The sequence below is a fragment of the Cellulomonas sp. Root485 genome, assembly GCF_001426705.1.
GTDB lineage: Bacteria > Actinomycetota > Actinomycetes > Actinomycetales > Cellulomonadaceae > Cellulomonas.
Map to the genome: position 1 here is coordinate 106,224 of NZ_LMFC01000005.1, position 24,178 is coordinate 130,401.

The following is a 24,178-nucleotide window of genomic DNA, read 5'->3' on the forward strand; positions in this document are numbered from 1 at the left end:
ACCCCACCGAGACCGAACCGACACTGCACACCACACGAAGGGGACACACGATGCGTAGAGGACGACTGGTACTGGCTCTCGCGGCGGCGGCAACGCTGACGCTCGCCGGCTGTTCGAGCGACGACGGCGGAGACGACACGGACGCCGGCGCGACGAGCGAGGCGACCGAGGAGACCGGCGGCGCCGAGGGCACCATCAAGATCGGCATCAAGTTCGACCAGCCCGGACTGGGCTACCAGGACGGCAGCGAGTACACCGGGTTCGACGTCGACGTCGCGAAGTTCGTGGCCGGCGAGCTCGGGTACGGCGAGGACCAGATCGAGTGGGTCCAGGCGCCGTCCGCGCAGCGCGAGACGCTGCTGCAGAACGGCCAGGTCGACATGATCTTCGCGACCTACTCGATCACCGACAAGCGCAAGGAGGTCGTCTCCTTCGCCGGACCGTACTTCGTCGCCGGTCAGGACCTCCTGGTCGCCGCGGACGACGACTCCATCAGCGGCCCGGAGGACCTCGAGGGCAAGAACCTCTGCTCGGTCACCGGCTCCACCTCTGCGCAGCGCATCAAGGACGAGTACGCCACCGGCACCAACCTGCTGGAGCAGCCCGGGTACGCCGAGTGCGTCACCGCGCTGACGGCCGGGACGGTCGACGCCGTCACGACGGACGACATCATCCTGGCCGGCCTCGCGGCAGTGCCCGCGAACGAGGGCAAGGTCAAGGTCGTCGGCAACCCGTTCTCCGAGGAGAACTACGGCGTCGGCCTCGCGAAGGACAGCGACAAGTGCGAGGCCATCAACGAGGCCATCACCAAGATGATCGACGACGGCACCTGGCAGGAGCTGCTCGACAAGAACGTCGGCGCCTCCGGCTACAAGGCGAACGAGGAGCTCAACCCTCCGACGCCCGCGGCCTGCGCCTGACCCGCTGACGGACCGGGGGCTCGCGCACACCGCGCGGGCCCCCGGTCCCTCAGAGCCCTCCGCGAGCCCTCCGAGAGCAAGGAGCGTCGGTGGACGACGGCTTCCTCCAGCAGTACCTGTCGCTGTTCGACGAGTTCGACGTGCTTGCCGCGTTCTGGGTCAACATCCAGCTGACGTTCTTCGCGGGGATCCTCGCCCTCATCCTCGGCACGGTGCTGGCGACGATGCGGATCTCGCCCGTGCCGAGCCTGCAGTGGGCGGGGTCGACCTACGTCACGCTCCTGCGCAACACCCCGCTGACGATCATCATGGTCTTCTGCGTGCTCGGGCTCTGGGGGCAGCTGGGCATCACGCTCTCCCCCGACTTCACGACGAACTTCTTCCGCCTCGCCGTCGTCGGCCTGACCGTCTACCACGCAGCGTTCGTGTGCGAGGCGCTGCGGTCCGGCGTCAACACCGTGCCCGTCGGTCAGGCCGAGGCCGCTCGCGCGATCGGCCTGTCGTTCTGGCCCGCCGCCCGGCTGATCATCCTGCCGCAGGCGTTCCGCGGCTCCGTCGCGCCGCTGGGCAACGTGCTCATCGCACTGACGAAGAACTCGACGGTCGCCGCCGCCGCGTCCGTCGCGGAGGCCTCGAGCCTCATGCGCACCATGATCGAGTTCCGGCCCGACGTGATCGTCGCGATCTTCCTCACGTTCGCTCTCGGATTCGTCCTCATCGTCGTGCCGATCGGCCTGGCGACCACCGCACTCTCACGACGACTGGCGGTGGCCCGATGAGCACCCTGTTCGACGTCCCCGGCCCCGTCGCCCGCCGACGGATGGTGTGGGTGAACATCGCCGCGACCGTCGTCGTCGCCGGCATCGGCGTCTGGGTCCTGCTGCGGCTCGGCGACAAGGGCCAGCTCAACCCCGCGCTGTGGAAGCCGTTCCTGACCGCCAGCCCGTGGGTCGACTACCTCATCCCGGGGCTGATCGACACGCTCACGGCCGCCGGCATCTCGATCGTGACGTCAGCCGTCTTCGGGTTCGTGTTCGGGCTCGGGCGCCTCTCGCCGTCCCGGGCGGTGCGCGCCGTCAGCGGCACGATCGTCGAGTTCTTCCGAGCCGTCCCCGTGCTGCTCATGATGATCTTCTTCTACCTCGGCCTCGGGAAGCTCCAGATCCTCGAACCGTCCGACGTCCCCCTGGTCGCGGTCGTCCTCGGCCTGACGTTCTACAACGGCTCGGTGTTCGCCGAGCTCGTCCGGTCCGGTGTGCACGGTCTGCCTCGCGGTCAGCGGGAGGCGGCACTCGCGGTCGGCCTGCGCGGCGGCCAGTCGCTGCGGCTGATCGAGGTCCCGCAGGCACTCATCGCGATGCTCCCGGCCATCGCCAGCCAGCTCGTGGTCATCCTCAAGGACACGGCCCTCGGGCTCATCGTCACCTACCCGGAGCTGCTCGACGCCGCACGGCGGTTCGGCTCCGGCAACGGCAACATCCTGCAGGCGCTCGTCGTCGCGGCGCTGATCTTCATCGTCATCAACTACGGGCTGACACGGTTGGCGGACCTGCTGGCCGGACGCGTCGGCAAGCGCACCGCGGGCAAGCCGCGTGCCGAGGCGCCGAGCCTGGTGGTCGCGACCGGGAACGACTAGTCAGCCGGCGGTCGCGCTCGCGCGCATCTCCCGGACGACCGTCACGATGATCTCGCCCGGGTACGCCAGGTCGGCCTCGATGTGGCGGGCGATCGCGACCGCCAGCTGCGGCAGCGCGTAGTCGTCGACCTCGGACGGCTCCACGATGACGCGGACCTCGCGGCCCGCGGACATGGCCAGCGCGCGCCGCACCCCGGCGTGCGCGGCCACGAGCTGCTCGAGCTTGTCGATGCGCTCGACGTACTGACCCAGCTCCTCGCGGCGGGCTCCCGGCCGGGACGCCGAGATGGCGTCCGCGACCTGCACGAGCACGGCCTCGACCGTCTCCGGCGCCACCTCGTCGTGGTGTGCGGCGATGGCGTTGACGATCGCGGCGGACTCCCCGTGCCGGCGAGCGAGGTCTGCACCGAGCATCGCGTGCGTGCCCTGCAGCTCCGCGGTCAGCGCCTTGCCGATGTCGTGCAGGAACGCGCCGCGGCGGGTCACCTCGACGTCCGCGCCGAGCTCAGCGGCCAGGGCGCCGGCGAGCTGGGCGGTCTCCACGAGGTGCTCCAGCACGTTCTGTCCGTAGGACGTGCGCAGGCGCAGCCGACCCAGCGTGCGCACGAGCGTCGGGTGCAACCCGCTCACTCCGGCGCGCTCCGCGGCATCGTGCCCGGCCGAGTCGGTGCGCTCGTCGGCACCCGCGAGCGCCTCGGCGTAGGCCTGCTCGATGCGTTGCGGGTGGATGCGACCGTCCGCCATGAGGGCCTCGAGGGCGACCTGGGCGACCTCACGCCGCTCGGTGTCGAAGCAGGAGAGGACCACCGCGTCGGGCTGGTCGTCGACGAGGACGTTCACGCCGGTGAGCGCCTCGAAGGACCGGATGTTGCGGCCCTCCTTGCCGATGATCCGACCCTTCATCTCGTCGGACGGGAGCGGCAGGACGGTGAGCGGTGACTGTGTGCTGGTCGGGACGGCGAGCCGCTGGACCGCCGTGGTGACGATGCGCCGCGCCCGGGCGTCCGCGGACCTGCGCGCCTGGGCCTCGGCTCGTCGGACCTGCGCGGCCGCATCGTTCTGCGCCTGCTCGACGATCCGCTTGGTCAGCTCGGCTCGGGCGTCGTCCGCCGTGAGGCCGGTGACGGCCTCGAGCTCCGCGAGCGCGGCCTTCTCGGCTGCCGCAGCACGGGCCGCAGCCGCGCGCTCCGACTCCTCCAGCAGCCGCGCGCTCGCTCGGCGTGCCTCCGCGGCCGCCTCCGCCTCGGCGCGCACACGGCGTTCGAGCTCGTCGACCTCGGACCGGTCCGTCGCGACGGACTGCTCCCGCTCGGTCAGCCGCCGCTCGCGCCGTTCGACGTCCTCGCGCATCGCGCGTGCTGCGTCCTTGATGGAGGCGACGTCCGCCTCGGCACGGGAACGCTGCAGGCTGGCCTCCCGACGGGCGACGAGGACGAGCACGAGGGCCACGAGACAGGCACCGAGGAGCCCGACGATCGTGCCGGTGGCGCCTGCGTCCACAACGTCCTCCTGGTCCGGCCGCACGTCGCGCAGCGGGGCCGGTGCGCGGGTAGCGGCCATTGTCGCGCACACCTGCCGCCGTTCGGGGACACGGGCGCCCGACGCGACCGGTGTGTCCCGTGCCGTCCGGAAGGTCACTGCTCCGGTGCGAACCCGTCCAGGTCAGCGTCGGCCGTCGGGTCCTGGGCCGCGAGCTCCTCGCGCACGAGCCGCGCGACGAGCCCCGGTGGGTAGCCGCGACGTCCGAGCGCCGCGAACGTCCGTCGCGACCGCGTCTGCGCGTCCAGTCCCGAGGTCGAGGCGAGCTTGCGCCGGACGAGCCTCCGGGCTGCCGACTCCTCGTCGTCCGCGTCGACCTGCTCCAGCGCGTCGCCGGCCACCTCGTCGTCGATCCCCCGGCGGCGCAGCTCGACGGCGATCGCCCGGCGGGACAGGCCACGCTCCGCGTGCCGCGTCCGGACGACCATCCGCGCGTACTCGACGTCGTCGATCAGCCCGACCTCGGTGAACCGGTCGAGCACCCGCTCCGCGACGTCGTCGGGAACGTCCTTGCGCGCCATCGCCTCGGCGAGCTGCGCCCGGCTGCGCGGCGAGGAGGTCAGCAGCCGCAGCGCGATCGCCCGCGCCACGGACTCCTGATCCGGCTCGGCGTCCTGTGCGGCCGCGCCCGTCGAGGGCGGTTCGGTGCCGAACCGCCCCCGACGTCGGGTACTGCTGGTCATCCGACTGCTCAGAAGTCCACGGCCGGCACGGCGTCGGCAGGTGCGTCGACACGTGCCCCGATGCCGAGCTTCTCCTTGATCTTCTTGTCCAGCTCGATGGCCAGGTCCGGGTTGTCCCGCAGGAAGCTGCGGGCGTTCTCCTTGCCCTGACCCAGCTGGTCGCCCTCGTACGTGTACCAGGCGCCGGACTTGCGCACGAAGCCGTGCTCCACGCCCATGTCGATGAGGCTGCCCTCGCGCGAGATGCCGACCCCGTAGAGGATGTCGAACTCCGCCTGCTTGAAGGGCGGCGCCATCTTGTTCTTGACGATCTTCACGCGGGTCCGGTTGCCGACGGCCTCCGTGCCCTCCTTGAGCGTCTCGATGCGGCGGATGTCCAGACGCACCGACGCGTAGAACTTCAGCGCCTTGCCACCCGTGGTGGTCTCGGGCGACCCGAACATCACGCCGATCTTCTCGCGGAGCTGGTTGATGAAGATGGCCGTGGTGCCGGACGAGTTGAGCGCGCCGGTGATCTTGCGCAGCGCCTGGGACATGAGCCGGGCCTGGAGGCCGACGTGGCTGTCACCCATCTCGCCCTCGATCTCGGCCTTGGGCACGAGCGCGGCGACCGAGTCGACGACGATGACGTCGATGGCGCCCGAGCGGATCAGCATGTCCATGATCTCGAGCGCCTGCTCACCGGTGTCCGGCTGCGAGACGAGCAGCGCGTCCGTGTCCACGCCGAGCTTCTTGGCGTACTCCGGGTCCAGGGCGTGCTCGGCGTCGATGAACGCGGCGATCCCGCCGGCCTTCTGCGCGTTGGCGACCGCGTGCAGCGCGAGCGTGGTCTTGCCGGAGGACTCCGGGCCGTAGATCTCCACGACCCTCCCGCGCGGCAGCCCGCCGATGCCGAGGGCGACGTCCAGGGCGATGGAGCCGGTGGGGATGACCTCGACCGGAGCGCGGCCGTCGTCCCCGAGCCGCATGATCGACCCCTTGCCGAACTGGCGGTCGATCTGGCTGAGCGCGGCCTCGAGGGCCTTCTCGCGATCCTTCGGTGCGGGCATGTCGACCTCGTCTGTCTCGAGCAGCTGCTGCTGCGGTACGGGGGCTGGTCTTGTTGCGAGCGACGCTATGTCCGACCACCGACATCCCGACCGCACCACCCTCGTCCCCGGGATCCGGCACGCGCCGGCGGGGGCTGTGGGCGGGTCGGTCGTGCACCCGCGTCCACCACCCTAGCCGAACAGGTGTTCGACGTCTGCGACACGCCGACGGGTCTTCACCGGTCCGGCACCAGCTCGATCTGCTCCCCCGGCTCCACCACGTGCACCTCCACGGACGGCGCCACCCGGGCTGCCGCGTGGGCGAAGGCCGGTCCCGCGCGGTCCATCCAGCCCGGTGGCAGCCGTCGCGACACCGGTGCGTGCAGCGTCCCCCAGTGCACCGGCACCGCCGTCCGGGCGCCGACGCTCGCGCACGCCCGGGCCGCCTGGACCGCGTCCATGTGCCCCCCGGACAGCCGCGGCCCCCACCCGCCGACGGGCACCAGCGCGAGGTCGATCGGTCCGCCCGCGAGCGCCGGGATGTCCGTCATCGCCGCGAACGGCGCGGTGTCCCCGGCGAACCAGACCCGGAACGACTCCGTCACGACGACGAACCCGTGCGTCGCGTTCGGCCGGTGCGGCATCGGCCGATGGACATGCACAGCGGGAACCTGGCGGAGCCGTACGTCGGAACCGGGGACCTGCCACCACTGCGCGTCCGTGAGCCCGACGGCCGACCCGACGCCGCGGCTGCGCAGCCACCGGGCGTTCGCCGGGGCGCTGAGCACCGGGACGCTGTCCAGCAGCCGCAGCGAACCGAGCTCGGCGTGGTCGTGGTGCAGGTGGGACAGCAGGACGACGTCGGCGCCTTCCCAGTGGGCGGGACGGGGGGCGTCCCCCCGGCGCCGCAGCAGCCCGGCGTGCCGCAGCAGCAGGGGGTCGGTGAGCAGGCGGACGCCGTCGACGTCGAGCACGGTGCTCGCATGTCCCAGCCAGCGCAGCCGCAGGGTCATGGCCGCAGTCCGGCGGCGTCCGCCCAGCGGACCAGCTGTTCGTGCACCGTCTCGGCGCCCACGAGGATCTCGTCGTCGCCGACGGGCTCGCGCAGCTCGTCGGCCATCGCCCACCGCGTCGGGTGCAGCAGGAACGCGTGGTTCTGCGCGCCGCCGATGCCGCCGTGCGACCCGACCTGCCCCTCGAACGCGTGCACGTGCCCGGTGTCGGTGACGGTCGAGATCAGGAGCAGGTCGCCCGTGTGCGGGAGCCGTGCCGCGCGCACCAGGTCGGCGTGCCCGCGCGGACCGTAGGGCAGCAGCGGATCCTCGCCCTCGGGCACCGCTCCGTCCTGCTCCAGCAGGACCAGCCCGCGGGGGCCGATCGCGACGAGGCCCTGCTCCTCGGTGTCGACCACGACGACCCCGACGCCCGGCCGGGCCGCGAGCCCGGTCACGAGCCCCGGCCAGCGCTCCTGAAAGTCCTCGAGCGTCAACCGGTGCGGCACCTGCGGGAACCAGACGAGCCCGAGGTTGCCCGAACCCACGGTGACCACGTCGGGCAGGTCCCCCGCCGCGGCGGGCTGCTTGGGGCGCCCCTGGTCGGGCCCGAGGACCGTCGACCCGCGGGAGAGGTTCAGCGCGCTGTTGACGAGGGCATTGAGCAGCCCCCAGTCCTCGCCGGTGTCGCTCGTGACACCGTCGGCGGCCGGCTCGGCCATGAGCGCACGCACGGAGTCGAGCAACGTCTCGCCCCCGAGCTGCTCGTACGTGGCACCGAGCGCCTGACCATGGTCGGAGACCACGACGATCTCGTAGTCCCGGGGCGCGACGGCGACGACGCGTTCGAACGTGCCGAGCACACGGTCCAGGCCCTCGAGCGACCGCAGCGACTCGGGGCGCGTCGGTCCCGCGTGGTGCGCGATCTCGTCGTAGTCCACGAGGTCGACGTAGATCGTGGGAGACCCGCGCAGCAGCGCCTCGGCCACCAGCGAGGTGTTCAGGTCCCGCAGGAGCACGTTGGTGATCCCGCGCAGGACGACGTACCAGCCGGCGCGGGAGATGCGCGGCTGCACGTCACGGATCCGCTGGCGGTGCGCCTGGTAGAGCTCCTTGAACATCTCGCCGACGGACAGGCTCACGGCGCGGGCCAGCACGAACGGGCTCGCGAAGAAGCGCACGTACGCCGGGCCCGGACCCAGACCGCCGTCGGGGCCCTTGGTGCGCGACCGGCTCATCACCACGAAGGCCGTCGCGGCGTCGCCGGAGAACATCGTCGAGACCGCCGTCCCCCCGCCCGCGAGCAGTCCCTTGCCGGTGGTCAGCCGCTGCTCCACGAGCGCGGCGTCCTCGGGGTGGTTGGTCACGACGAGCCGGCCGAGGTCGCGGTCCCACCAGCGGAACGCGGGGATCTGGGACGAGTCGCCGTGCAGCAGGCCGGCCTGGCTGGCGGGCGTCGTCGACGGGATCCGGGCCCACCAGTCCTCGAGCGTGTGGGTGCCCGTGCTCATCCACCGCTGCACGTTGGGCGCCAGCCCCGCCTCGATGGCCTCCCGCAGCACCGGTGCGGCGACGCCGTCGAGCTGCACGACGAGCATCCCGGCCGGGCGCGGCTCGCCCGCCGACGGTGCACGGACGCCTTCGCGCCGGGCCTGCCGACGCGCTCGCCGCACCAGGTCGGAGACCACGTAGTCGCTGTTGCTCGAGCCGATCGCCCACCGTCCGACCGCCATCACGATCGCGGTGAGCACCAGGACTCCGAGGACGGACCAGAGGTTGTCCGCACCGATGCCGGGCACGACCGACAGCGCCAGCCACAGGACCGCCACCTGCGCGAGGAGCCCGAGGCCCAGGGCGAGCGCGGCGCTCCCCCGGCGTGCGAGGAACCGCAGCGGGGCCCGCAGGAGCAGGTCGCCGACCGCCACGACGGCCGCCGCGAGCACGATCGCCCATGGTGTGTCGGCCCTGACGCCGTCGATCAGCGCGACCGCGACGGCCAGGCCCACCGTCGTGGTCAGGAGGGTGAGCACCGCCTCGCCGACGTCGCGCAGCGTGGGCATCCAGGACGGGGTGCGCGGTCGGCTCGACGACGTCATCGGTGCTCTCTCCTAGGCCCGGGGCGGTGCGGGGCGGCGGGCGTCGGCACCCCAGCGTGCGTTCTCCGGGATCTCGAGCTCGTCGCACAGGGCGTGCCACACGGTGCGCGGCTCCACGTTGTCGTCGAGCGCCTGCATCGCGGTGCGCTGGTCGAGCCCTCGGAGCACGAGCTCTCGCGTGAGCTCCCTGCCGTGCGCGCTGCCGAGGACGTCGTCCACCAGCAGCCAGAACTCTCGTAGCCTCACGAGGGACAGCCTGCCACCCTCCGGGAGGGGCGGGTGTCGGTCGTGACCTACACAATGGCCGGGTGGTGCTCGATCGCTTCTCCGACCCGACCAGGACCTGGTTCACGGGGGCGTTCGCCGAGCCCACGCCCGCGCAGCTGGGTGCGTGGACCGCGATCGCCGGTGGAGAGCACGCGCTCGTCGTCGCACCCACCGGCTCGGGCAAGACGCTCGCCGCGTTCCTCTGGGCGCTCGACGGCCTCCTGACCGGCCAGCGGCCCGACGACCCGGTCGAGCGCTGCCGGGTCCTGTACGTCTCGCCGCTCAAGGCGCTCGCCACGGACGTGGAACGGAACCTGCGCTCCCCCCTGGTCGGCATCCGGCAGGCGGCGGGCAGGCTGGGGCTGGAGCTGCCGGAGGTCACGGTCGGCATCCGCACCGGGGACACCCCGCCGAACGAGCGCCGGGCCTTCGCGACGAAGCCGCCGGACATCCTCATCACCACGCCGGAATCGCTCTACCTGGTCCTCACGTCCGGCGCCCGGGCGGGGCTCGCGGGGGTGCGCACGGTCATCATCGACGAGATCCATGCCGTCGCCGGCACCAAGCGTGGTGCTCACCTCGCCGTGTCGCTCGAACGGCTCGACGCCCTGCTCGACCACCCCGGCGGTCCGGGTCCGGCCCAGCGGATCGGGCTGTCCGCCACGGTCCGGCCCGTGGACGCGGTCGCACAGTTCCTGGGCGGTGCCCGCAGCCCGGAGGACCGGGGGCGCGCCGTCACGGTCGTGCAGCCGCCGTCGACCAAGAAGATCGTGGTCGACGTCGTCGTGCCCGTGCCGGACCTGTCGGACCTGCGCGGCACCGACGTCACCCCCGACGACCTCGACCTGTCCGGCGCGGCCGCCGGCCAGCTGCCCCGGCCGTCGATCTGGCCGCACGTCGAGGAGCGCGTCGTCGACCTGGTCGCCGAGCACCGGTCCACGCTGGTGTTCACCAACTCCCGGCGCGGCGCGGAACGCCTCACCGCACGGATGAACGAGGTCTGGGCCGAGCGCTCGGGGCAGGACGTGCCGGACCCCGCGACCCTGCGCGCAGCGGCGGTCCCGGCGCAGTCGGGCACGGCTGTCGGCATCGACACCCGGCACGCGTCGACCATCCTGGCGCGCGCGCACCACGGCTCGATGAGCCGCGCGGAACGCACCCGCACGGAGTCGGAGCTCAAGGCCGGGCTGCTGCCCGCCGTGGTGGCCACCAGCTCCCTGGAGCTCGGCATCGACATGGGGGCCATCGACCTGGTGGTGCAGGTCGGGTCGCCGCCGTCGGTCGCCAGCGGGCTGCAGCGCGTCGGCCGCGCCGGCCACCAGGTCGGTGCCGTGTCCCGCGGGATCGTCTTCCCGACGTTCCGGGGCGAGCTCGTGCCGGCGGCCGTCACCGCGCAGCGCATGCGGGACGGCGCGCTCGAGGCCATGCGGGTCCCGCGCAACCCGCTCGACGTCCTCGCGCAGCAGATCGTGGCGATGGTCGCCGTCGAGGACTGGTCGCTCGACGAGCTGTCGGCCGTGGTCCGGCGGGCGGCGCCGTTCTCCGGGCTGGGCGAGGCGACGCTGCGCGCGGTGCTCGACATGCTCGCGGGCCGGTACCCGAGCGAGGAGTTCGCGGAGCTGCGGCCCCGCATCGTGTGGGACCGGGTGCGGGACGTGCTCAGCGGGCGGCCCGGCGCGCTGCGGCTCGCGGTGACCAGCGGCGGCACCATCCCCGACCGTGGCCTGTTCGGCGTGTTCCTGGCGGGCAGCGCGACCACCAGCGACGTCCCGGTCGACGCCGAGCGCTCGGGCGGGACGGTCCGCGGAGGCAAGCGCGTCGGTGAGCTCGACGAGGAGATGGTCTACGAGTCGCGGGTGGGCGACATGTTCACGCTCGGCTCCAGCACGTGGCGCATCGACGACATCACGCCGGACCGCGTCCTGGTGACGCCCGCCCCGGGGGTGCCGGGCCGGCTGCCGTTCTGGAAGGGCGACTCCCCGGGGCGGCCCGCGGAGCTCGGCCAGGCGATGGGCGCCTGGGTGCGCGAGCTCAGCGCGCTGCCCGACGACGACGCCCGCAGCCGTGTCGAGGCCGCCGGGCTGGACGCGTGGGCCGCGGACAACCTGCTCACGTACCTGCGCGAGCAGCGCGAGGCGACGGGCGAGCTTCCGTCGGACACCGTGCTGGTGGTCGAGCGGTTCCGGGACGAGCTCGGCGACTGGCGGGTGGTCCTGCACTCCCCCTACGGGGCGCGCGTGCACGCGCCGTGGGCGATCGTCATCGGCGCGCGGCTGCGCGAGCGGTACGGCGTCGACGCCGCGGCCATGCACTCCGACGACGGGATCGTCCTGCGGCTTCCGGACATGCTGGACGCCGGAGACGGCTCGCTGGTCGACGACCCGTGGGCGGAGTCCACCGGGCCGGGTGTCGACCTGGCGGACCTCCTCGTCGACCCGGACGAGGTCCTCGACGCGGTCAAGGCCGAGCTCGGCTCGTCGGCCATGTTCGGTGCCCGGTTCCGCGAGGCCGCGAGCCGTGCGCTGCTGCTCCCCCGGCGCCGGCCGGACCGCCGCCAGCCGCTCTGGCAGCAGCGGCAGCGGTCGGCGCAGCTGTTGTCCGTGGCGTCCGAGTACCCCGACTTCCCGATCCTGCTCGAGGCCGTCCGCGAGTGCCTGCAGGACGACTTCGACACCGAGGCGCTCACCACTCTCATGCGCGACGTCGTGGCCCGCCGGGTCCGGGTCGTCGAGGTCACGACCACGCAGCCGTCGCCCTTCGCGCAGTCGCTGCTGTTCGGCTACACGGCGCAGTTCCTCTACGACGGCGACGCCCCGCTGGCCGAGCGCCGTGCCGCTGCCCTGACGCTCGACCCGACCCTGCTGGCCGAGCTGCTCGGCCAGGGCGGCGAGTCGCAGCTGGCCGACCTGCTCGACCCCGAGGCCGTGGTGCGCACCGAGGCGGAGCTGAGCGGACGGGCGCCCGAACGGCAGGCGGGCACCCTGGAGCAGCTGGCCGACGCCGTCCGACGCCACGGGCCGCTGACCGCGTCGGAGGTCGCCGAGCGGGCGAAGCCCGAGGTCCGCGACGCCGTCCCCGGCTGGCTGGTCGAGCTCGAGGGTGCGCGTCGCGTGATCCGCGTCCGGCTCGGCGGGGTGCCGCCCGAGCGCGCCGAGCAGTGGGCGGCGATCGAGGACGCCGGGCGGTTGCGGGACGCGCTGGGGGTCGCGCTGCCTGTCGGAGTGCCCGAGGTCTTCACCGAGCTCGTCCCGGATCCCGTCGGGGACCTGCTGCGCCGGTACGCCCGGACGCACGGGCCGTTCACCGCCGCCCAGGCAGCCGCCCGCTTCGGCTGGGGGGTCGCCGTCGTGACGGAGACCCTGCGCCGCCTCGAGGGCCGCGGGGTGCTCGTCCAGGGACGGCTGCGCCCCGACGTGCTCGGCGGAACGGGCGACGAGTTCTGCGACGCCGACGTGCTGCGGACGCTGCGCCGCCGGTCGCTCGCCGCACTGCGGGCCGAGGTGGAGCCGGTCGACCCGCAGGCGCTCGGTGTCTTCCTGCCGCGGTGGCAGGGCGTCCAACCTGTCGGGCGCACCGGTCGCAGCTCGGCGACCGGCTCGCTGCGCGGGGTGGACGGCGTCGCGCGCGTGGTCGAGCAGCTGGCTGGGGCCGTCATGCCCGCGTCGGCCCTCGAGACCCACATCCTGCCCGCCCGCGTCATCGACTACGACCCCGCGATGCTCGACGAGCTGACCGCCGCGGGCGAGGTGGTGTGGGCGGGGCACGGCGCGCTCGCCGGGCACGACGGGCTGATCTCGGTGCACCCCGCTGCCGTCGCCGACCTCACGCTGCGCGCCGCGGAGGCATCAGCGGACACCCCGCTGCACGACGCGCTGCTCGAGGCGCTCGGCGGTGGCGGCGCCTGGTTCCTCGGGGCGCTCACGGAGCGGGTCCGCCAGCTGCGCCCGGACGACGCCTCACCGAGCCAGGCGGACGTGTCCGCGGCCGTGTGGGACCTCGTGTGGACGGGTCACGTGACCAACGACGGGCTCGCCCCGCTGCGCGCGTGGCTGGGCAGCGGGAGCACCGCGCACCGGACGCGCGCCGCCACGCCGCGGGGCCGTCCGCTGCGCCCGCGGCTGGGCCTGCGCGCCGCGGTGCAGCTGGCCGGAGACCCGGGGGTCCGGTCGAGCGCCCTCGGGCTGGGCGGTGCCGCGAGCGGCGGTCGGTGGTCCTTGCTGCCCGCGCGCGAGCCGGACCCGACGCTGCGCGCGCACGCGCTGGCCGCCCAGCTCCTCGACCGGCACGGCATCCTCACGCGGGCCGTCGCCCCGGCGGAGGGCATCGGCGCCCGGTTCACCGACGTGTACCGCGTGCTGTCGGCGCTGGAGCAGGGCGGCCAGGTGCGACGGGGCTATTTCGTCGAGCGCCTCGGCGGCTCGCAGTTCGCGCTGCCGGGTGCCGTCGACCGGCTGCGCGTCGACGCCCAGGTGGTCGAACGGTCCGCCGACCAGGACGGGCCGACCGACCTGCAGGTCGTCGTCCTGGCCGCCACCGACCCCGCCAACCCGTACGGCGCGTCGCTGCCGTGGCCGGTCGCAGGCCCGGACCCGTCGGATGCTGGAGCGGGCCGGCACCGACCCGGCCGGAAGGCGGGTGCCCTGGTGGTGCTCGTGGACGGCGCACTCGTGCTGTACCTGGAGCGCGGCGGGCGGACCGTGCTGACCTTCGCGTCGGACGCGGGCGTGCTCACCGCCGCCGCGGAGGGACTCGCGACGACCGTGCGCGTCAGGCGTTCGGGCAGGCTCACCATCGTGCGCATCGACGGCGTGGAGGTCCTCGACGGTGCCCTGCGCGGCTCGCTCGGCCAGGCGCTGGTCGCAGCGGGCTTCGCCGCCACGCCACGAGGTCTGCGGCTGCGGGACCGGCCGTGACGGCCAGGATCCATGCCTGAGGGCGACGTCCTGCGGCGTACTGCCAACCGGTTCGAGCTGGCGTTCGCCGGCAAGACCCTCGTCCGGTCCGACCTGCGCTGGCCGTCGGCCGCCACCGTCGACCTGGTCGGCAGGACGGTGGTCGAGACCGTGTCCTACGGCAAGCACCTGCTGACCCGGTTCGACCACGGTTGGACGCTCCACACGCACCTGCGGATGGACGGCTACTGGCGCATCTGGCGGACGGGGACCTCCGCAGCGGCGGGCCGGGCGACGAACGTCCGCGCCGTGCTGGCCACCGCCGAATGGACAGCGGTCGGGCACCACCTCGGCATGCTCGACGTCGTGCGGACGCGGGACGAACGCACCCTCATCGGCCACCTCGGGCCGGACATCCTCGCCGACCCGGTCGACGCCGACGAGATGCTGCGTCGGTGGGCGGCGCGCGGGGCGACGCCGGTCGCCGAGGTGATGCTCGACCAGACGGTCGTCGCCGGCATCGGCACGCTGTTCGCTGCCGAGTCCCTGTGGGCGGAGGAGCTCTGGCCGTGGACGCCGGCCGACAAGGTCGACGCGTCCCGCCAGCTCGCGGTGGCCCGTCGCCAGATGCGGCGTTCCGTGGTCGACGGGCGCTCCCCCGAGCACGTCCACGCCCGGACGCGTCAACCCTGTCACCGCTGCGGGACCCCGATCGCGGTCGGCCAGGCGCGCAAGCCGCCCATGGAGAGGCCGATCTTCTACTGTCCCCGCTGCCAGGCCGCGCGCGACTGACCTCGGGCACCGCCGGTCACCGAGCTGCCCGTGCGGCCGGCCGGCATCGCGCGCGGGCAGGCCTGCGAATGGGCAGCGCCCCACGACGAGCAACGGTCCGCGGACGGGAGTCCACGGACCGTGCAGGAGGACGAGCGGACTGTGCGGTCCGTCGCCACGGGCGCTGAGCAGCGACCCGTCGACCGGGACAGGTGCGCCCGTCCGGTCATTCGATGATGGCCGAGGCCATCCGATCAGCCGATGGCGGCGAGCTCCGACCGCGACCGCGCCCACCCGGAGTCGGAGGCACCAGCCACCGACGCCGCGAGGTCTGCCGGCACCGTGTCGGGGATCAGCAGACCCTCGGCAACAGCGACACGGTCACTGACCTCGCGCAGGACGAGCGACATCGGGACGTCGAGCGCCTCGCAGATGCTGTTGAGCAGCTCCGACGATGCTTCCTTCTGACCCCGCTCCACCTCGCTCAGGTACCCGAGCGAGACACGGGCTGCCGACGACACCTCACGCAGGGTGCGCCCCTGGCGCTGTCGCGCGTCCCGCAGCACATCGCCGATCTCTCGACGGAGTACAACCATTCGGGCTCCCCCTCTCGCGTCACGTGTCACGTCCACTCCGGGGGCCGGAGTCCGTCGCGGACCCGGAACCACGGAACTCTTGTCGGGACTGTTGACCACAGAACCCTTGACCACAGAACCATTCCCTGCAGAACCCGGCTGTCCCTTCGCCGGGAGGATTCCACCGTACCTTGCACCGCCGACACGCGAAGGCATGCGTCGTGCCGGAGGTCGAGTGCTCATCACGGTCGTTCCAACGATGTGATACCCCACAGTGTTCCCGCTCGTGGGGTGCGCTACCTAGCCGACGCCGGAGATTCACCCCGATCGGCTCTCAGTGTCTCCACAGCCAGGGTGAGCACGGCGTCCACCGAGCGGGTGCGGACCTCCCCGCGTCGTCCCGCGAGCAGCAGCGACCGCACGGTCGTGCCGTCCGGTGTGCACACCGCGACGTGCACGGTCCCAGGGGGCTGCCCGTCCTGGGGGTCCGGTCCGGCCACCCCGGTCGTCGCGAGCCCGACGTCCGCTCCCAGCCGTGCCCGGACGCCGTGCGCCATCGCGACGGCGACGTCGGGATCGACCGCTCCTCGCGCATCGAGCAGCGCGCGGTCCACGTCGAGCAGCGTGCCCTTGAGGTCGGTGGCGTAGGCGACGACCGCGCCCCGCAGGACGCTCGACGCCCCCGGCACGTCGACCAGGGCGGCGCAGACGAGCCCCCCGGTCAGCGACTCGGCGACGGCCAGCGACCAGCCGCGGGCACCGAGCGCCGCGAGGAGGTCGGAGGCGACGGACACGTCACAGCCCGGCGGCGGGTGGCCGGCTGGCCGCGCGCTTGATCTGCAGGCCCGTCCGTGCGTAGTCGAGGCCGGTCACCACCGTCACCACCAGGGCAGCGCCCATGAAGATCACCGCGGCGACCGAGACGAACGAGGGAAGCGCGTCGAGCGGGAGGAGGTACAGGCCGATCGCCACCGACTGGAGCACGGTCTTCAGCTTGCCGCCGCGCGACGCGGGCAGGACGACGTAGCGCAGGAGGAAGAACCGCATCGCCGTGATGCCCAGCTCGCGCACGAGGATGATCACGGTCACCCACCACGGCAGGTCCCCGAGCCACGACAGCAGGACCAGAGCGGTGCCGATGAGGACCTTGTCGGCGATGGGGTCCAGCAGCTTGCCGAGGTCGGTGACCTGGCCCGAGCGGCGGGCGAGCCAGCCGTCGAGACGATCGGTCGCGGCCGCGACCACGAACAGCGCCGTCGCGATCAGGCGGCCGGTCGTGGTGTGCCCGCCGTCGGCGAGGAGAGCCCAGGCGAAGAACGGCACCAGCGCGATGCGCAGCACCGTGAGCACGTTCGCCAGGTTCCAGGCGGAGGGTACGGCGTCGACCACCCGGACAGCCTAGAGGGGCGCAGGAGATGCCTCGTTCACCCCTTAGAGTCCGCGTGTGACCCGACACGTCCGCGCCGGACGACGAACGCCCGTCGTCGTCGGCCTCACCGTGCTCCTGCTCGTGGCCGCCAGCCTCGGTGCGGCTGCGGCGGCGCTGCGACCGTCGAGCGAGCAGGGCGCTGTCGCACCGGTCACCATCCCGTCGGCGACCCCGGTCCCCAGCGTGCCCCTGGCCCCGGCCCCGGCCCCCACGCCGACACCCGACCCGGACGCGGAGTTCTCCATCGTCGCCACGGGCGACGTCCTCCCCCACCTGCCGGTCCTGTCGAGCGCCCGCACCTCCGACGGCACCTACGACTTCGGGCCGCTGCTCGGACCGCTCGACCCCTGGGTCCAGGGCGCCGACCTCGCTCTGTGCCACCTCGAGGTACCCGTGGCGCCGTCCGGCACCCCGCCGAGCGGGTACCCGCTCTTCGGCGCACCGTCGGCGATCGCGTCCGGGTTGCGGGACCAGGGCTGGGACGGCTGCTCGACGGCGTCGAACCACTCCGTCGACCGCGGCTTCGCCGGGATCACGGCAACCCTCGACGCGCTCGACGCCGTGGGGCTCGGGCACGTCGGTACTGCCCGCAGCGCGGGCGAGCAGTCGCAGCCGCAGCTGTACACGCTCGACCGTGCCGGTCGGACGCTCACGGTGGCGCACGTCGCTGCCACCTACGGGACCAACGGGATGCCGGTCGACGCGGGCAAGCCGTGGTCGGTGGACCGCATCGACGTCCCGGCGATGGTCACGCAGGCAGCCGCGGCCCGCGCTGCCGGGGCCGACATCGTGATCGCGAGCGTCCACTGCTGTGTCGAGTACCGCACGGACCCGTCACCCGAGCAGGTCCTGGTGGACCAGCAGCTCGCAGACTCCGGGATGTTCGACCTGGTCATCGGCCACCACGCGCACGTCCCCCAGCCGGTCGTGCACCTGAGCGGCGGCCCGCGCGGGGAGGGCATGTGGGTGGCGTACGGACTCGGCAACTACCTGTCCAACCAGGACGGCGCGTGCTGCGCGGAGAACACCGACTCCGGCCTGCTGCTCTCCGCGCACGTCAGTGCCACGGGCGCGTTCCCGGCCGAGGGCCGCACCCCCGGACCCGCGCGGGTGACGGGAGTCGAGTGGACACCGATCACGGTCGACCGGCTCGGCGGGCACGAGGTGCACGCCCTCGTGGACATCCCGGCCGGCGCCGGGTCGCTCAGCGGCGGGCAGGTGGCGGACCGGAGGTCGCGTGCCGCCGCCGCGGCCGGCACCCAGGCTCCGGAACGCACCATCCCGTCGACGCCGACCGGGTCGGCCCCGCGCGTCGTCGCCCGCGTCAGCCGGTGATGTCGCCCGGCTGGGCGCTGCCGTAGAGCCAGCCCTGTCCGTAGCGCCAGCCGTTGCGGTGCAGGTACTGGGCCTGCTCCTCGTGCTCGATCCCCTCGGCGATCGTCACCATGGCGAGCTCGCGGGCCAGCGCGCCGAGCGCCCGGGCGACCTTGCCCGCCGTCGGGTCCTCGGGGATGCCGGACGTGAACGACATGTCGAGCTTCACACCCGCGACGGGCAGGTCCCGCAGGTAGGACAACGGTGAGACACCCGTGCCGAAGTCGTCGAGCAGGATCGGCACGCCCGCCGCCGACAGCTGGGTCAGCTCGTGGCGGATCCGGGTGCCCGACGCGACCAGCGACGACTCGGTGAGCTCGACGACGATCCGGCCGGCGGTGAGCCGGTGCCGGGAGATCTCCGAGAGCAGGGTCGTCGCGAACTCCCCGTCCCCGAGCTGGTCGGCGGACACGTTCACCGACACCCACCGGGTCCGGTCATGGATGGACGCCACGAACTCGACCACGCGGCGGGCGACCAGCTGACCGAGGGCGACGGACATGCCCGCCTCCTGGATCAGGCTGAGGAACGAGGCCGGCAGGAGGAGCCCTCGGGTCGGGTGCTCCCAGCGCACGAGGGCCTCGTACCCGACCACCCGCGCGTCGGCCAGGTCGACGATGGGCTGGTAGTGGACCACGAGCTGGTCCTCCGCGATGGCGGCGGCGAGCTCGCGGTGCAGGTCCGAGGGCGAGCCCATGGCCATCGACGCGTCGTAGACCTCGGTCCGTCCGCGGCCCGCACCCTTGGCCCGGTAGAGCGCGGCGTCGGCGGCGGCGAGCAGGCCCGGCGCGCCCCCCTCGATCGAGTCGGGGTCGGCCAGCGCGATCCCGATGCTGGCCGCGACGTTGAGGCGTCGACGCGCCACCCGCACCGGCTCCTGCAGCCCCGCGTGGATGGCGGCGGCGACCTCGAACACGGCGCGGGGGCCGTCGAGGTCCTGCACGACGACGACGAACTCGTCGCCGCCGAGCCGGGCCACCGTGCCCCGGCGCGCGGTCGCAGCCCGCAGCACACCGGCGACGTGCACGAGCACCTCGTCGCCCGCGGCATGGCCGTAGCGGTCGTTGATCTCCTTGAACCCGTCGAGGTCGCAGGCCAGGACCGCGACCCGGTCGACGACTCCCGGCTGCTCCAGCACCGACTGGAGGACCTCCTGGAGCAGCGTGCGGTTGGCCAGCCCGGTCAGCGGGTCGTGCATCGCCCGGTGCGTGAGCATCTCCGCCTGCAGCCGCGACTCCGTCGAGTCGCGCACCTGGACGACGAAGTGGTCCGGCGCGCCGGTCGGGGTGCGCACGAGCGCGGCGTCCAGCGCGACCCACACCTGGTGGCCGTCGGCGCGCTGGTACCGCTTCTCGAGGGAGAACCGGTGCTGCCCGCCACCGAGCAGGTGGTCGACCTCCAGCCGCTCCGCCGACCGGCCCTCCGGGGTGCTGAGGTCCTCCATGCGATACCCCCGCAGGGCACCGACGCTCGTGCCCAGCAGCTCGGCGAACGCGGCGTTGGCCTCCACGATCCGCCACTCGAGGTCCACGAGCGCCATGCCGATCGGCGCGTTCTCCATCGCGACCCGGAACTGCATCTCGCTGCGGGTCAGCGCGGCCTCGACCTCGCGCCGGCCCGTGACGTCGACGAGGGTCGTGAGCACCGCCGCAGCGTCCCCGTCCCCGGCCGGCACCAGCTGGCTGGCCACCTGCACCATGCGCGCCTGGGTGGTGTCCGTGCCGGGGAGCGCGACGCCGACGAGCTCGGAGTCGACCGTCCACCCGGCGCGGGCCACGCCCGACCGGTGGCCCAGGACCGCGGCCGGGTTCATCGCCAGGCCCATCTCGTTCACGAGCACGACCGGCAGGTCGCCGACGGACCTGCCGACGGACGCCCTGGCGTCGACGCCGAGGATCGCCGCCGCCCGCTCGGATATGTCGAGCACGCGGCCCCCCAGCGACTGGACGAGGACGCCCTCCTTGGTCACGGCCTGCAGCGCGTCGTACCGGTGCCGCAGCTCGCGCGACAGCTCCAGCAGCTCGTTCGCCCGCCGGACCTGCGCGCGCTGCTGGCCGAGCAGGATGAGGACGGCGACGAGCGCCAGGACGGCGACGCCCGCGATCACCGTGCTCACGACCCCCCAGGGGTCCGCGAACACGTCGCTCACCGACCCCCGCCGGACCAGCGTCCGGCGTCGTCCTCCTCGGCACCGTCGAAGTAGTCGGTCGCCACCGGCGGCTCGCCCGGCAGGGCACCGTCCGTGGTCGCGTAGCGGTCTGCCTCGTCCTCGCCGGGCGCGCCGCGCAGCATCGCCAGCGTGCCCGGCAGGTCGTCCGCCTGCACCAGCACCTCGCGGGCCTTGGAGCCCTCGGAGGGACCGACGATCTCGCGCGACTCCAGCAGGTCCATGAGGCGACCTGCCTTGGCGAACCCGACCCGCAGCTTGCGCTGCAGCATCGACGTCGAGCCGAACTGCGTGGTGACCACGAGCTCCGCGGCCTGCAGCAGCAGGTCCAGGTCGTCGCCGATGTCCTCGTCGACCTGCTTCTTGACCGGCGCCGCGGTGACGTCCTGGCGGTACACCGGCTTGAGCTGCTTCTTCACGTGCTCGACGACCGCGTGGATCTCCGACTCGGAGACCCAGGCACCCTGCGTGCGCATGGGCTTGGCGGCACCCATCGGCAGGAACAGCGCGTCACCCTGGCCGATGAGCTTCTCGGCGCCGGGCTGGTCGAGCACGACCCGGGAGTCGGTCAGGGAGCTCGTCGCGAACGCGAGGCGCGACGGCACGTTGGCCTTGATCAGGCCGGTGACGACGTCGACGCTCGGGCGCTGGGTGGCCAGCACGAGGTGGATGCCGGCGGCGCGGGCCAGCTGCGTGATGCGCTGGATGGACGCCTCGACGTCGCGCGGCGCCACCATCATGAGGTCGGCCAGCTCGTCGACGACCACGAGCAGGTACGGGTAGGTCGCGATCTTGCGCTCGGAGCCCGGCAGCGGCTTGACCTTGCCCGCGCGGACCGCGGTGTTGAAGTCGTCGATGTGCTTGAACCCGAAGTTCGCCAGGTCGTCGTAGCGCGCCTCCATCTCGCGCACCACCCACTCGAGCGCCTCGGCGGCCTTCTTGGGGTTCGTGATGATCGGCGTGATGAGGTGCGGGATGCCCTCGTACAGCGTGAGCTCGACGCGCTTGGGGTCGACCAGCACCATGCGCACCTCGTCGGGCGTGGCGCGCATGAGGATCGAGACGATCATCGAGTTGACGAAGCTCGACTTGCCCGCACCGGTGGCACCGGCGACGAGCAGGTGGGGCATCTTCGCCAGGTTGGCGACGACGTACCCACCCTCGACGTCCTTGCCGACGCCGATGACCATCGGGTGCTCGGTGCGCTTGGCCGCGCTGGAGCGCAGCACGTCGCCGAGCGAGACGGTCTCGCGGTCGGTGTTGGGGATCTCGATGCCGATCGCGGACTTGCCGGGGATCGGCGACAGGATGCGCACGTCGGCGCTGGCCACCGCGTAGGCGATGTTCTTGCTCAGCGCCGTGACCCGCTCGACCTTGACCGACCGGCCCAGCTCGACCTCGTACCGCGTGACGGTCGGACCCCGCGTGAAGCCGGTGACCTGCGCGTCGATCTCGAACGCCTCGAGCACGGAGGTGAGGGACTCGACCACGCGGTCGTTGGCGGCCGACCGCACCTTGTGCGGCGCGCCCTTGGCCAGGGCGTCCTCGGCCGGGAGCGTGTAGAGGACGTCTCCCCCGAGCATCGGCTGCTCGCCGCGCGGGACGGGCGTCGGCTCGGGGGCACGCAGCGGCGCCTTGGTGCTCACGACCGTCGTCGGCACGGTGTCGGGTGCCGCGTCACGCGCCGCCTGGGCCTCCGCCTCGGCCTCGGCCGCCGCGACGATCGCAGCCCGCTCGAACGCCTCGTCGCCGTCGTACGCGTCGAGCCGCGTGTCGTCCGGCTCGTCGGTCTGGTCGGCGCGCTTGCGTCGTCGGCCGAGCAGCTTGCGCTTGGGCGGCGCCTCGATCTCGGCGACCGCCGTGTGCCCCGCGTTGATGACGAGCGGTGCGTCGTCCTCGGGCTCCTCGGCGGGCTTCCGGGTGTTCCCGGTGAGCTTGTCGTACACGCCGCGCAGTCGGGGAACGATCTGGTGCACGGGGGTCGCGGTGACCACGAGGACCCCGAAGAACGCCAGGAGGATCAGCAGCGCGACGGCCACCCCTGGCGTGAGCAGGCTGGCCAGCGGCGTGCCGACGAGGAACCCGACGATCCCGCCGGCCAGACGCAGCGCCGCCATGTCGTCGGTCCCGGGCAGCCCGGCGCCGATCTGGACCAGGCCGCAGACGGCGAGCGTGATGGCGCCGATCCCGATGACGATGCGTCCGTTGGCCTCGACGCGCTCCGGGTGGCGCATGAGCCGCAGGGCGAGCCCGAGCAGCACCAGGGGCACCGCGACGCCGACCTTGCCGAACGTGCCGGCCACGACGTTGTGCACCACGGCACCGGCGGTGCCCGACAGGTCCCACCACTCGCGCGCGGCGATGACGATCGCGAGCCCGAGGAGCGTGAACGCCAGACCGTCGCGGCGGTGGGCCGGGTCGAGGTCCCGGGCGCCGTGCCCGACGCGTCGCGCGGTCCCGCCGACGAGGTGGGCGGTGCCCATGAACATGCCCTTGACGATGCGGACCGGCAGGGCGGGTCGCGGCGGCGGGGCTGCGGGCCTGCGCCCCTGCGGCCGGGAGGTGCCACCGGTCTTGCCGGACGCGCGCGACGTCGCCGGCGCACCGGAGCGGGCGCGAGGGGTGGACGTGCGAGTCGCCATGGTCCTCAAACTAGTCGGGGCCACCCGTGACACGTCGACCGTCGGGCGCGTGTCGGGCGCGCGTTCACCCGAGCAGCAGACCGACACCCAAGGTCACGACCCCTGCGGCGAGCAGGACGGCGCCGACGCCGAGCAGGACCACGGCCCGGTTGGGCTCCTGCCGACCGCGTCCCATCGCGGCGAGGAAGAACCCGGCGGACATGACGATCGCCGCGAGCAGCACGCCCGTCTGCGCGAGCCACCGCCAGAAGCCCGTCAGCGTCGTGGCCTCGCCGAGCACCAGGCAGACGAGCCCGAGGGTCACCAGGACGCCCGCGTGGGCGTGCCCGGCCCGGAAGAAGCTCTTCTGGAAGTCGGTGGCCTGCTCCTTGCCCGTGACGACGCGCAGCAGGAAGGCGCCGCCGGACTCGATCGCGACCACCGAGAGCGCGACGATGCCGGCGGTGACGCGAGCGGCGTCGGTGAGTTCGATCATGGCGGTCCTCCTCGTTTGCGAACACTGTTATAGAACATCGTTCGCAAACGTTCGTCAAGGCCTCTAGACTCACCGGATGGCCCGTCCCCGCGTGCACGACGACGCCCTGCGCGCCCGCCTGCTCGACGAGGCGTCGGTGATCGTGGCGACCTCCGGTGCACCCGGCTTGACGGTCCGCGACCTCGCGTCCCGCGCGGGTACGTCGCCGTCGGCCGTCTACTCCCTGTTCGGCAGCCGGGACGACCTCGTGCGCGCCGTCGGTGACGAGGCGTTCGCGCGCTTCGCCGCGCGTCTGGCGGCGGTCCCCCGCACGGCAGACCCCGGCGCGGACCTGCTCGGGCTCGGGCTCGCCTACCGGGAGAACGCCCTGGCCGCCCCCCACTTCTACCGGGTCATGTTCGGCGCGAGCGGCGCCGGGCTGCAGGACGGGACCCGCGGACCGGCGACCGCGAGCGCGACGTTCCAGGTGCTGCGCGACGCGGTCGCCCGCGTGCTCGGGTCCGACTCCGCCGCCGCCGAGGAACCCGCGCTCGGGTTGTGGGCCGTCGTGCACGGTCTGGTCGAGCTCGAGCTCGGCGGGCTGCTCCCGGCCGGAGCCGAGCAGCGGTACGTGCACGTGCTGCGCACCGCGGGCCAGGCGATCCTCGACGGCTGACACCGGGCACGTGGGTCGCGCGACCGACGAACCGCCC

The 24,178-nt window shown here is 73.3% G+C and carries 19 protein-coding genes; 7 read left to right on the forward strand and 12 right to left on the reverse strand.

Annotated elements, in window-relative coordinates; all coding sequences use genetic code 11:
• Nucleotides 1-50 precede the first annotated feature (50 nt).
• The 3 genes from ASD16_RS19935 to ASD16_RS19945 all read left to right on the forward strand — a co-directional run bounded on the left by ASD16_RS19935 (nt 51) and on the right by ASD16_RS19945 (nt 2,556).
• Nucleotides 51-920, forward strand: coding sequence for a glutamate ABC transporter substrate-binding protein (locus tag ASD16_RS19935; RefSeq protein WP_055922056.1), 870 nt, complete (start codon nt 51-53; stop codon nt 918-920).
• Nucleotides 921-1,009: 89 nt separating this feature from the next.
• Complete coding sequence (locus tag ASD16_RS19940; RefSeq protein ID WP_055922060.1) at nt 1,010-1,699, forward strand: amino acid ABC transporter permease; 690 nt, start codon at nt 1,010-1,012, stop codon at nt 1,697-1,699.
• Nucleotides 1,696-2,556: an amino acid ABC transporter permease gene (locus tag ASD16_RS19945; protein WP_055922064.1), complete on the forward strand. Its 861-nt coding sequence runs from the start codon at nt 1,696-1,698 to the stop codon at nt 2,554-2,556. Before ASD16_RS19940 ends, ASD16_RS19945 begins: the two co-directional genes overlap by 4 nt.
• On the opposite strand, the gene rny is transcribed toward ASD16_RS19945, so the two are convergent.
• The 6 genes from rny to ASD16_RS19975 all read right to left on the reverse strand — a co-directional run bounded on the left by rny (nt 2,557) and on the right by ASD16_RS19975 (nt 9,140).
• Nucleotides 2,557-4,116, reverse strand: coding sequence for a ribonuclease Y (rny, locus tag ASD16_RS19950; protein ID WP_082571023.1), 1,560 nt, complete (start codon nt 4,114-4,116; stop codon nt 2,557-2,559).
• A gap of 74 nt (nt 4,117-4,190) precedes the next feature.
• Complete coding sequence (locus ASD16_RS19955) at nt 4,191-4,778, reverse strand: regulatory protein RecX (protein WP_055922067.1); 588 nt, start codon at nt 4,776-4,778, stop codon at nt 4,191-4,193.
• 8 nt (nt 4,779-4,786) lie between these two features.
• The gene (gene recA, locus ASD16_RS19960) at nt 4,787-5,827 is read right to left on the reverse strand and encodes a recombinase RecA (protein WP_055922070.1); all 1,041 of its coding nucleotides are present in this window, start codon (nt 5,825-5,827) and stop codon (nt 4,787-4,789) included.
• A gap of 215 nt (nt 5,828-6,042) precedes the next feature.
• Nucleotides 6,043-6,819, reverse strand: a complete 777-nt coding sequence (locus ASD16_RS19965; protein WP_055922072.1) for an MBL fold metallo-hydrolase — start codon at nt 6,817-6,819, stop codon at nt 6,043-6,045.
• Nucleotides 6,816-8,894: an alkaline phosphatase family protein gene (locus ASD16_RS19970; RefSeq protein WP_055922075.1), complete on the reverse strand. Its 2,079-nt coding sequence runs from the start codon at nt 8,892-8,894 to the stop codon at nt 6,816-6,818. The genes ASD16_RS19965 and ASD16_RS19970 overlap by 4 nt, the downstream gene beginning before the upstream one ends.
• A gap of 12 nt (nt 8,895-8,906) precedes the next feature.
• Nucleotides 8,907-9,140: a DUF3046 domain-containing protein gene (locus ASD16_RS19975; RefSeq protein WP_055922078.1), complete on the reverse strand. Its 234-nt coding sequence runs from the start codon at nt 9,138-9,140 to the stop codon at nt 8,907-8,909.
• 62 nt (nt 9,141-9,202) lie between these two features.
• Here ASD16_RS19975 and ASD16_RS19980 point away from each other — a divergent pair, with 62 nt between their 5' ends.
• The gene (locus tag ASD16_RS19980) at nt 9,203-14,074 is read left to right on the forward strand and encodes an ATP-dependent helicase (protein WP_055922081.1); all 4,872 of its coding nucleotides are present in this window, start codon (nt 9,203-9,205) and stop codon (nt 14,072-14,074) included.
• A 12-nt stretch (nt 14,075-14,086) separates the two neighbouring features.
• A complete protein-coding gene (locus tag ASD16_RS19985) occupies nt 14,087-14,845 on the forward strand; it encodes a DNA-formamidopyrimidine glycosylase family protein (protein WP_055922085.1) in 759 nt (252 codons plus the stop codon).
• Nucleotides 14,846-15,078: 233 nt separating this feature from the next.
• On the opposite strand, the gene ASD16_RS19990 is transcribed toward ASD16_RS19985, so the two are convergent.
• From ASD16_RS19990 to pgsA, 3 genes are all read right to left on the reverse strand, one after another.
• On the reverse strand, nt 15,079-15,420 hold the full coding sequence (locus ASD16_RS19990; protein WP_055922087.1) for a helix-turn-helix domain-containing protein: 342 nt from the start codon (nt 15,418-15,420) through the stop codon (nt 15,079-15,081).
• A 275-nt stretch (nt 15,421-15,695) separates the two neighbouring features.
• Nucleotides 15,696-16,193: a CinA family protein gene (locus tag ASD16_RS19995; protein ID WP_055922090.1), complete on the reverse strand. Its 498-nt coding sequence runs from the start codon at nt 16,191-16,193 to the stop codon at nt 15,696-15,698.
• Nucleotide 16,194: 1 nt separating this feature from the next.
• Entirely contained in the window at nt 16,195-16,788 is a 594-nt protein-coding gene (pgsA, locus tag ASD16_RS20000; protein ID WP_055922093.1) for a CDP-diacylglycerol--glycerol-3-phosphate 3-phosphatidyltransferase, read from the reverse strand.
• A 55-nt stretch (nt 16,789-16,843) separates the two neighbouring features.
• Between pgsA and ASD16_RS20005 the strand changes: the two genes are divergently transcribed.
• Nucleotides 16,844-18,163 carry a CapA family protein gene (locus tag ASD16_RS20005; protein WP_055922096.1) on the forward strand — a complete coding sequence of 440 codons (1,320 nt, stop codon included), beginning with the start codon at nt 16,844-16,846 and terminating at the stop codon, nt 18,161-18,163.
• On the opposite strand, the gene ASD16_RS20010 is transcribed toward ASD16_RS20005, so the two are convergent.
• The 3 genes from ASD16_RS20010 to ASD16_RS20020 all read right to left on the reverse strand — a co-directional run bounded on the left by ASD16_RS20010 (nt 18,153) and on the right by ASD16_RS20020 (nt 23,486).
• On the reverse strand, nt 18,153-20,351 hold the full coding sequence (locus ASD16_RS20010) for a bifunctional diguanylate cyclase/phosphodiesterase (protein WP_055922098.1): 2,199 nt from the start codon (nt 20,349-20,351) through the stop codon (nt 18,153-18,155). The two genes, ASD16_RS20005 and ASD16_RS20010, sit on opposite strands and share 11 nt — an antisense overlap.
• The gene (locus tag ASD16_RS20015) at nt 20,348-23,011 is read right to left on the reverse strand and encodes a DNA translocase FtsK (RefSeq protein ID WP_082571024.1); all 2,664 of its coding nucleotides are present in this window, start codon (nt 23,009-23,011) and stop codon (nt 20,348-20,350) included. Before ASD16_RS20015 ends, ASD16_RS20010 begins: the two co-directional genes overlap by 4 nt.
• A gap of 64 nt (nt 23,012-23,075) precedes the next feature.
• A complete protein-coding gene (locus tag ASD16_RS20020; RefSeq protein ID WP_055922101.1) occupies nt 23,076-23,486 on the reverse strand; it encodes a hypothetical protein in 411 nt (136 codons plus the stop codon).
• A 76-nt stretch (nt 23,487-23,562) separates the two neighbouring features.
• Between ASD16_RS20020 and ASD16_RS20025 the strand changes: the two genes are divergently transcribed.
• Nucleotides 23,563-24,141: a TetR/AcrR family transcriptional regulator gene (locus tag ASD16_RS20025; RefSeq protein ID WP_055922102.1), complete on the forward strand. Its 579-nt coding sequence runs from the start codon at nt 23,563-23,565 to the stop codon at nt 24,139-24,141.
• The last annotated feature ends 37 nt before the right edge of the window (nt 24,142-24,178 follow it).

Coding starts and splice junctions, on each gene's coding strand:
- ASD16_RS20025 (WP_055922102.1), top strand. CDS start 23,563: ATGGCCCGTCCCCGCGTGCACGACGACGCCCTGCGCGCCCGCCTGCTC.
- ASD16_RS19945 (WP_055922064.1), top strand. CDS start 1,696: ATGAGCACCCTGTTCGACGTCCCCGGCCCCGTCGCCCGCCGACGGATG.
- rny (WP_082571023.1), bottom strand. CDS start 4,116: ATGGCCGCTACCCGCGCACCGGCCCCGCTGCGCGACGTGCGGCCGGAC.
- ASD16_RS19955 (WP_055922067.1), bottom strand. CDS start 4,778: ATGACCAGCAGTACCCGACGTCGGGGGCGGTTCGGCACCGAACCGCCC.
- recA (WP_055922070.1), bottom strand. CDS start 5,827: ATGCCCGCACCGAAGGATCGCGAGAAGGCCCTCGAGGCCGCGCTCAGC.
- ASD16_RS19985 (WP_055922085.1), top strand. CDS start 14,087: ATGCCTGAGGGCGACGTCCTGCGGCGTACTGCCAACCGGTTCGAGCTG.
- ASD16_RS20020 (WP_055922101.1), bottom strand. CDS start 23,486: ATGATCGAACTCACCGACGCCGCTCGCGTCACCGCCGGCATCGTCGCG.
- ASD16_RS19990 (WP_055922087.1), bottom strand. CDS start 15,420: ATGGTTGTACTCCGTCGAGAGATCGGCGATGTGCTGCGGGACGCGCGA.
- ASD16_RS20015 (WP_082571024.1), bottom strand. CDS start 23,011: ATGGCGACTCGCACGTCCACCCCTCGCGCCCGCTCCGGTGCGCCGGCG.
- ASD16_RS19970 (WP_055922075.1), bottom strand. CDS start 8,894: ATGACGTCGTCGAGCCGACCGCGCACCCCGTCCTGGATGCCCACGCTG.
- ASD16_RS19965 (WP_055922072.1), bottom strand. CDS start 6,819: ATGACCCTGCGGCTGCGCTGGCTGGGACATGCGAGCACCGTGCTCGAC.
- ASD16_RS19935 (WP_055922056.1), top strand. CDS start 51: ATGCGTAGAGGACGACTGGTACTGGCTCTCGCGGCGGCGGCAACGCTG.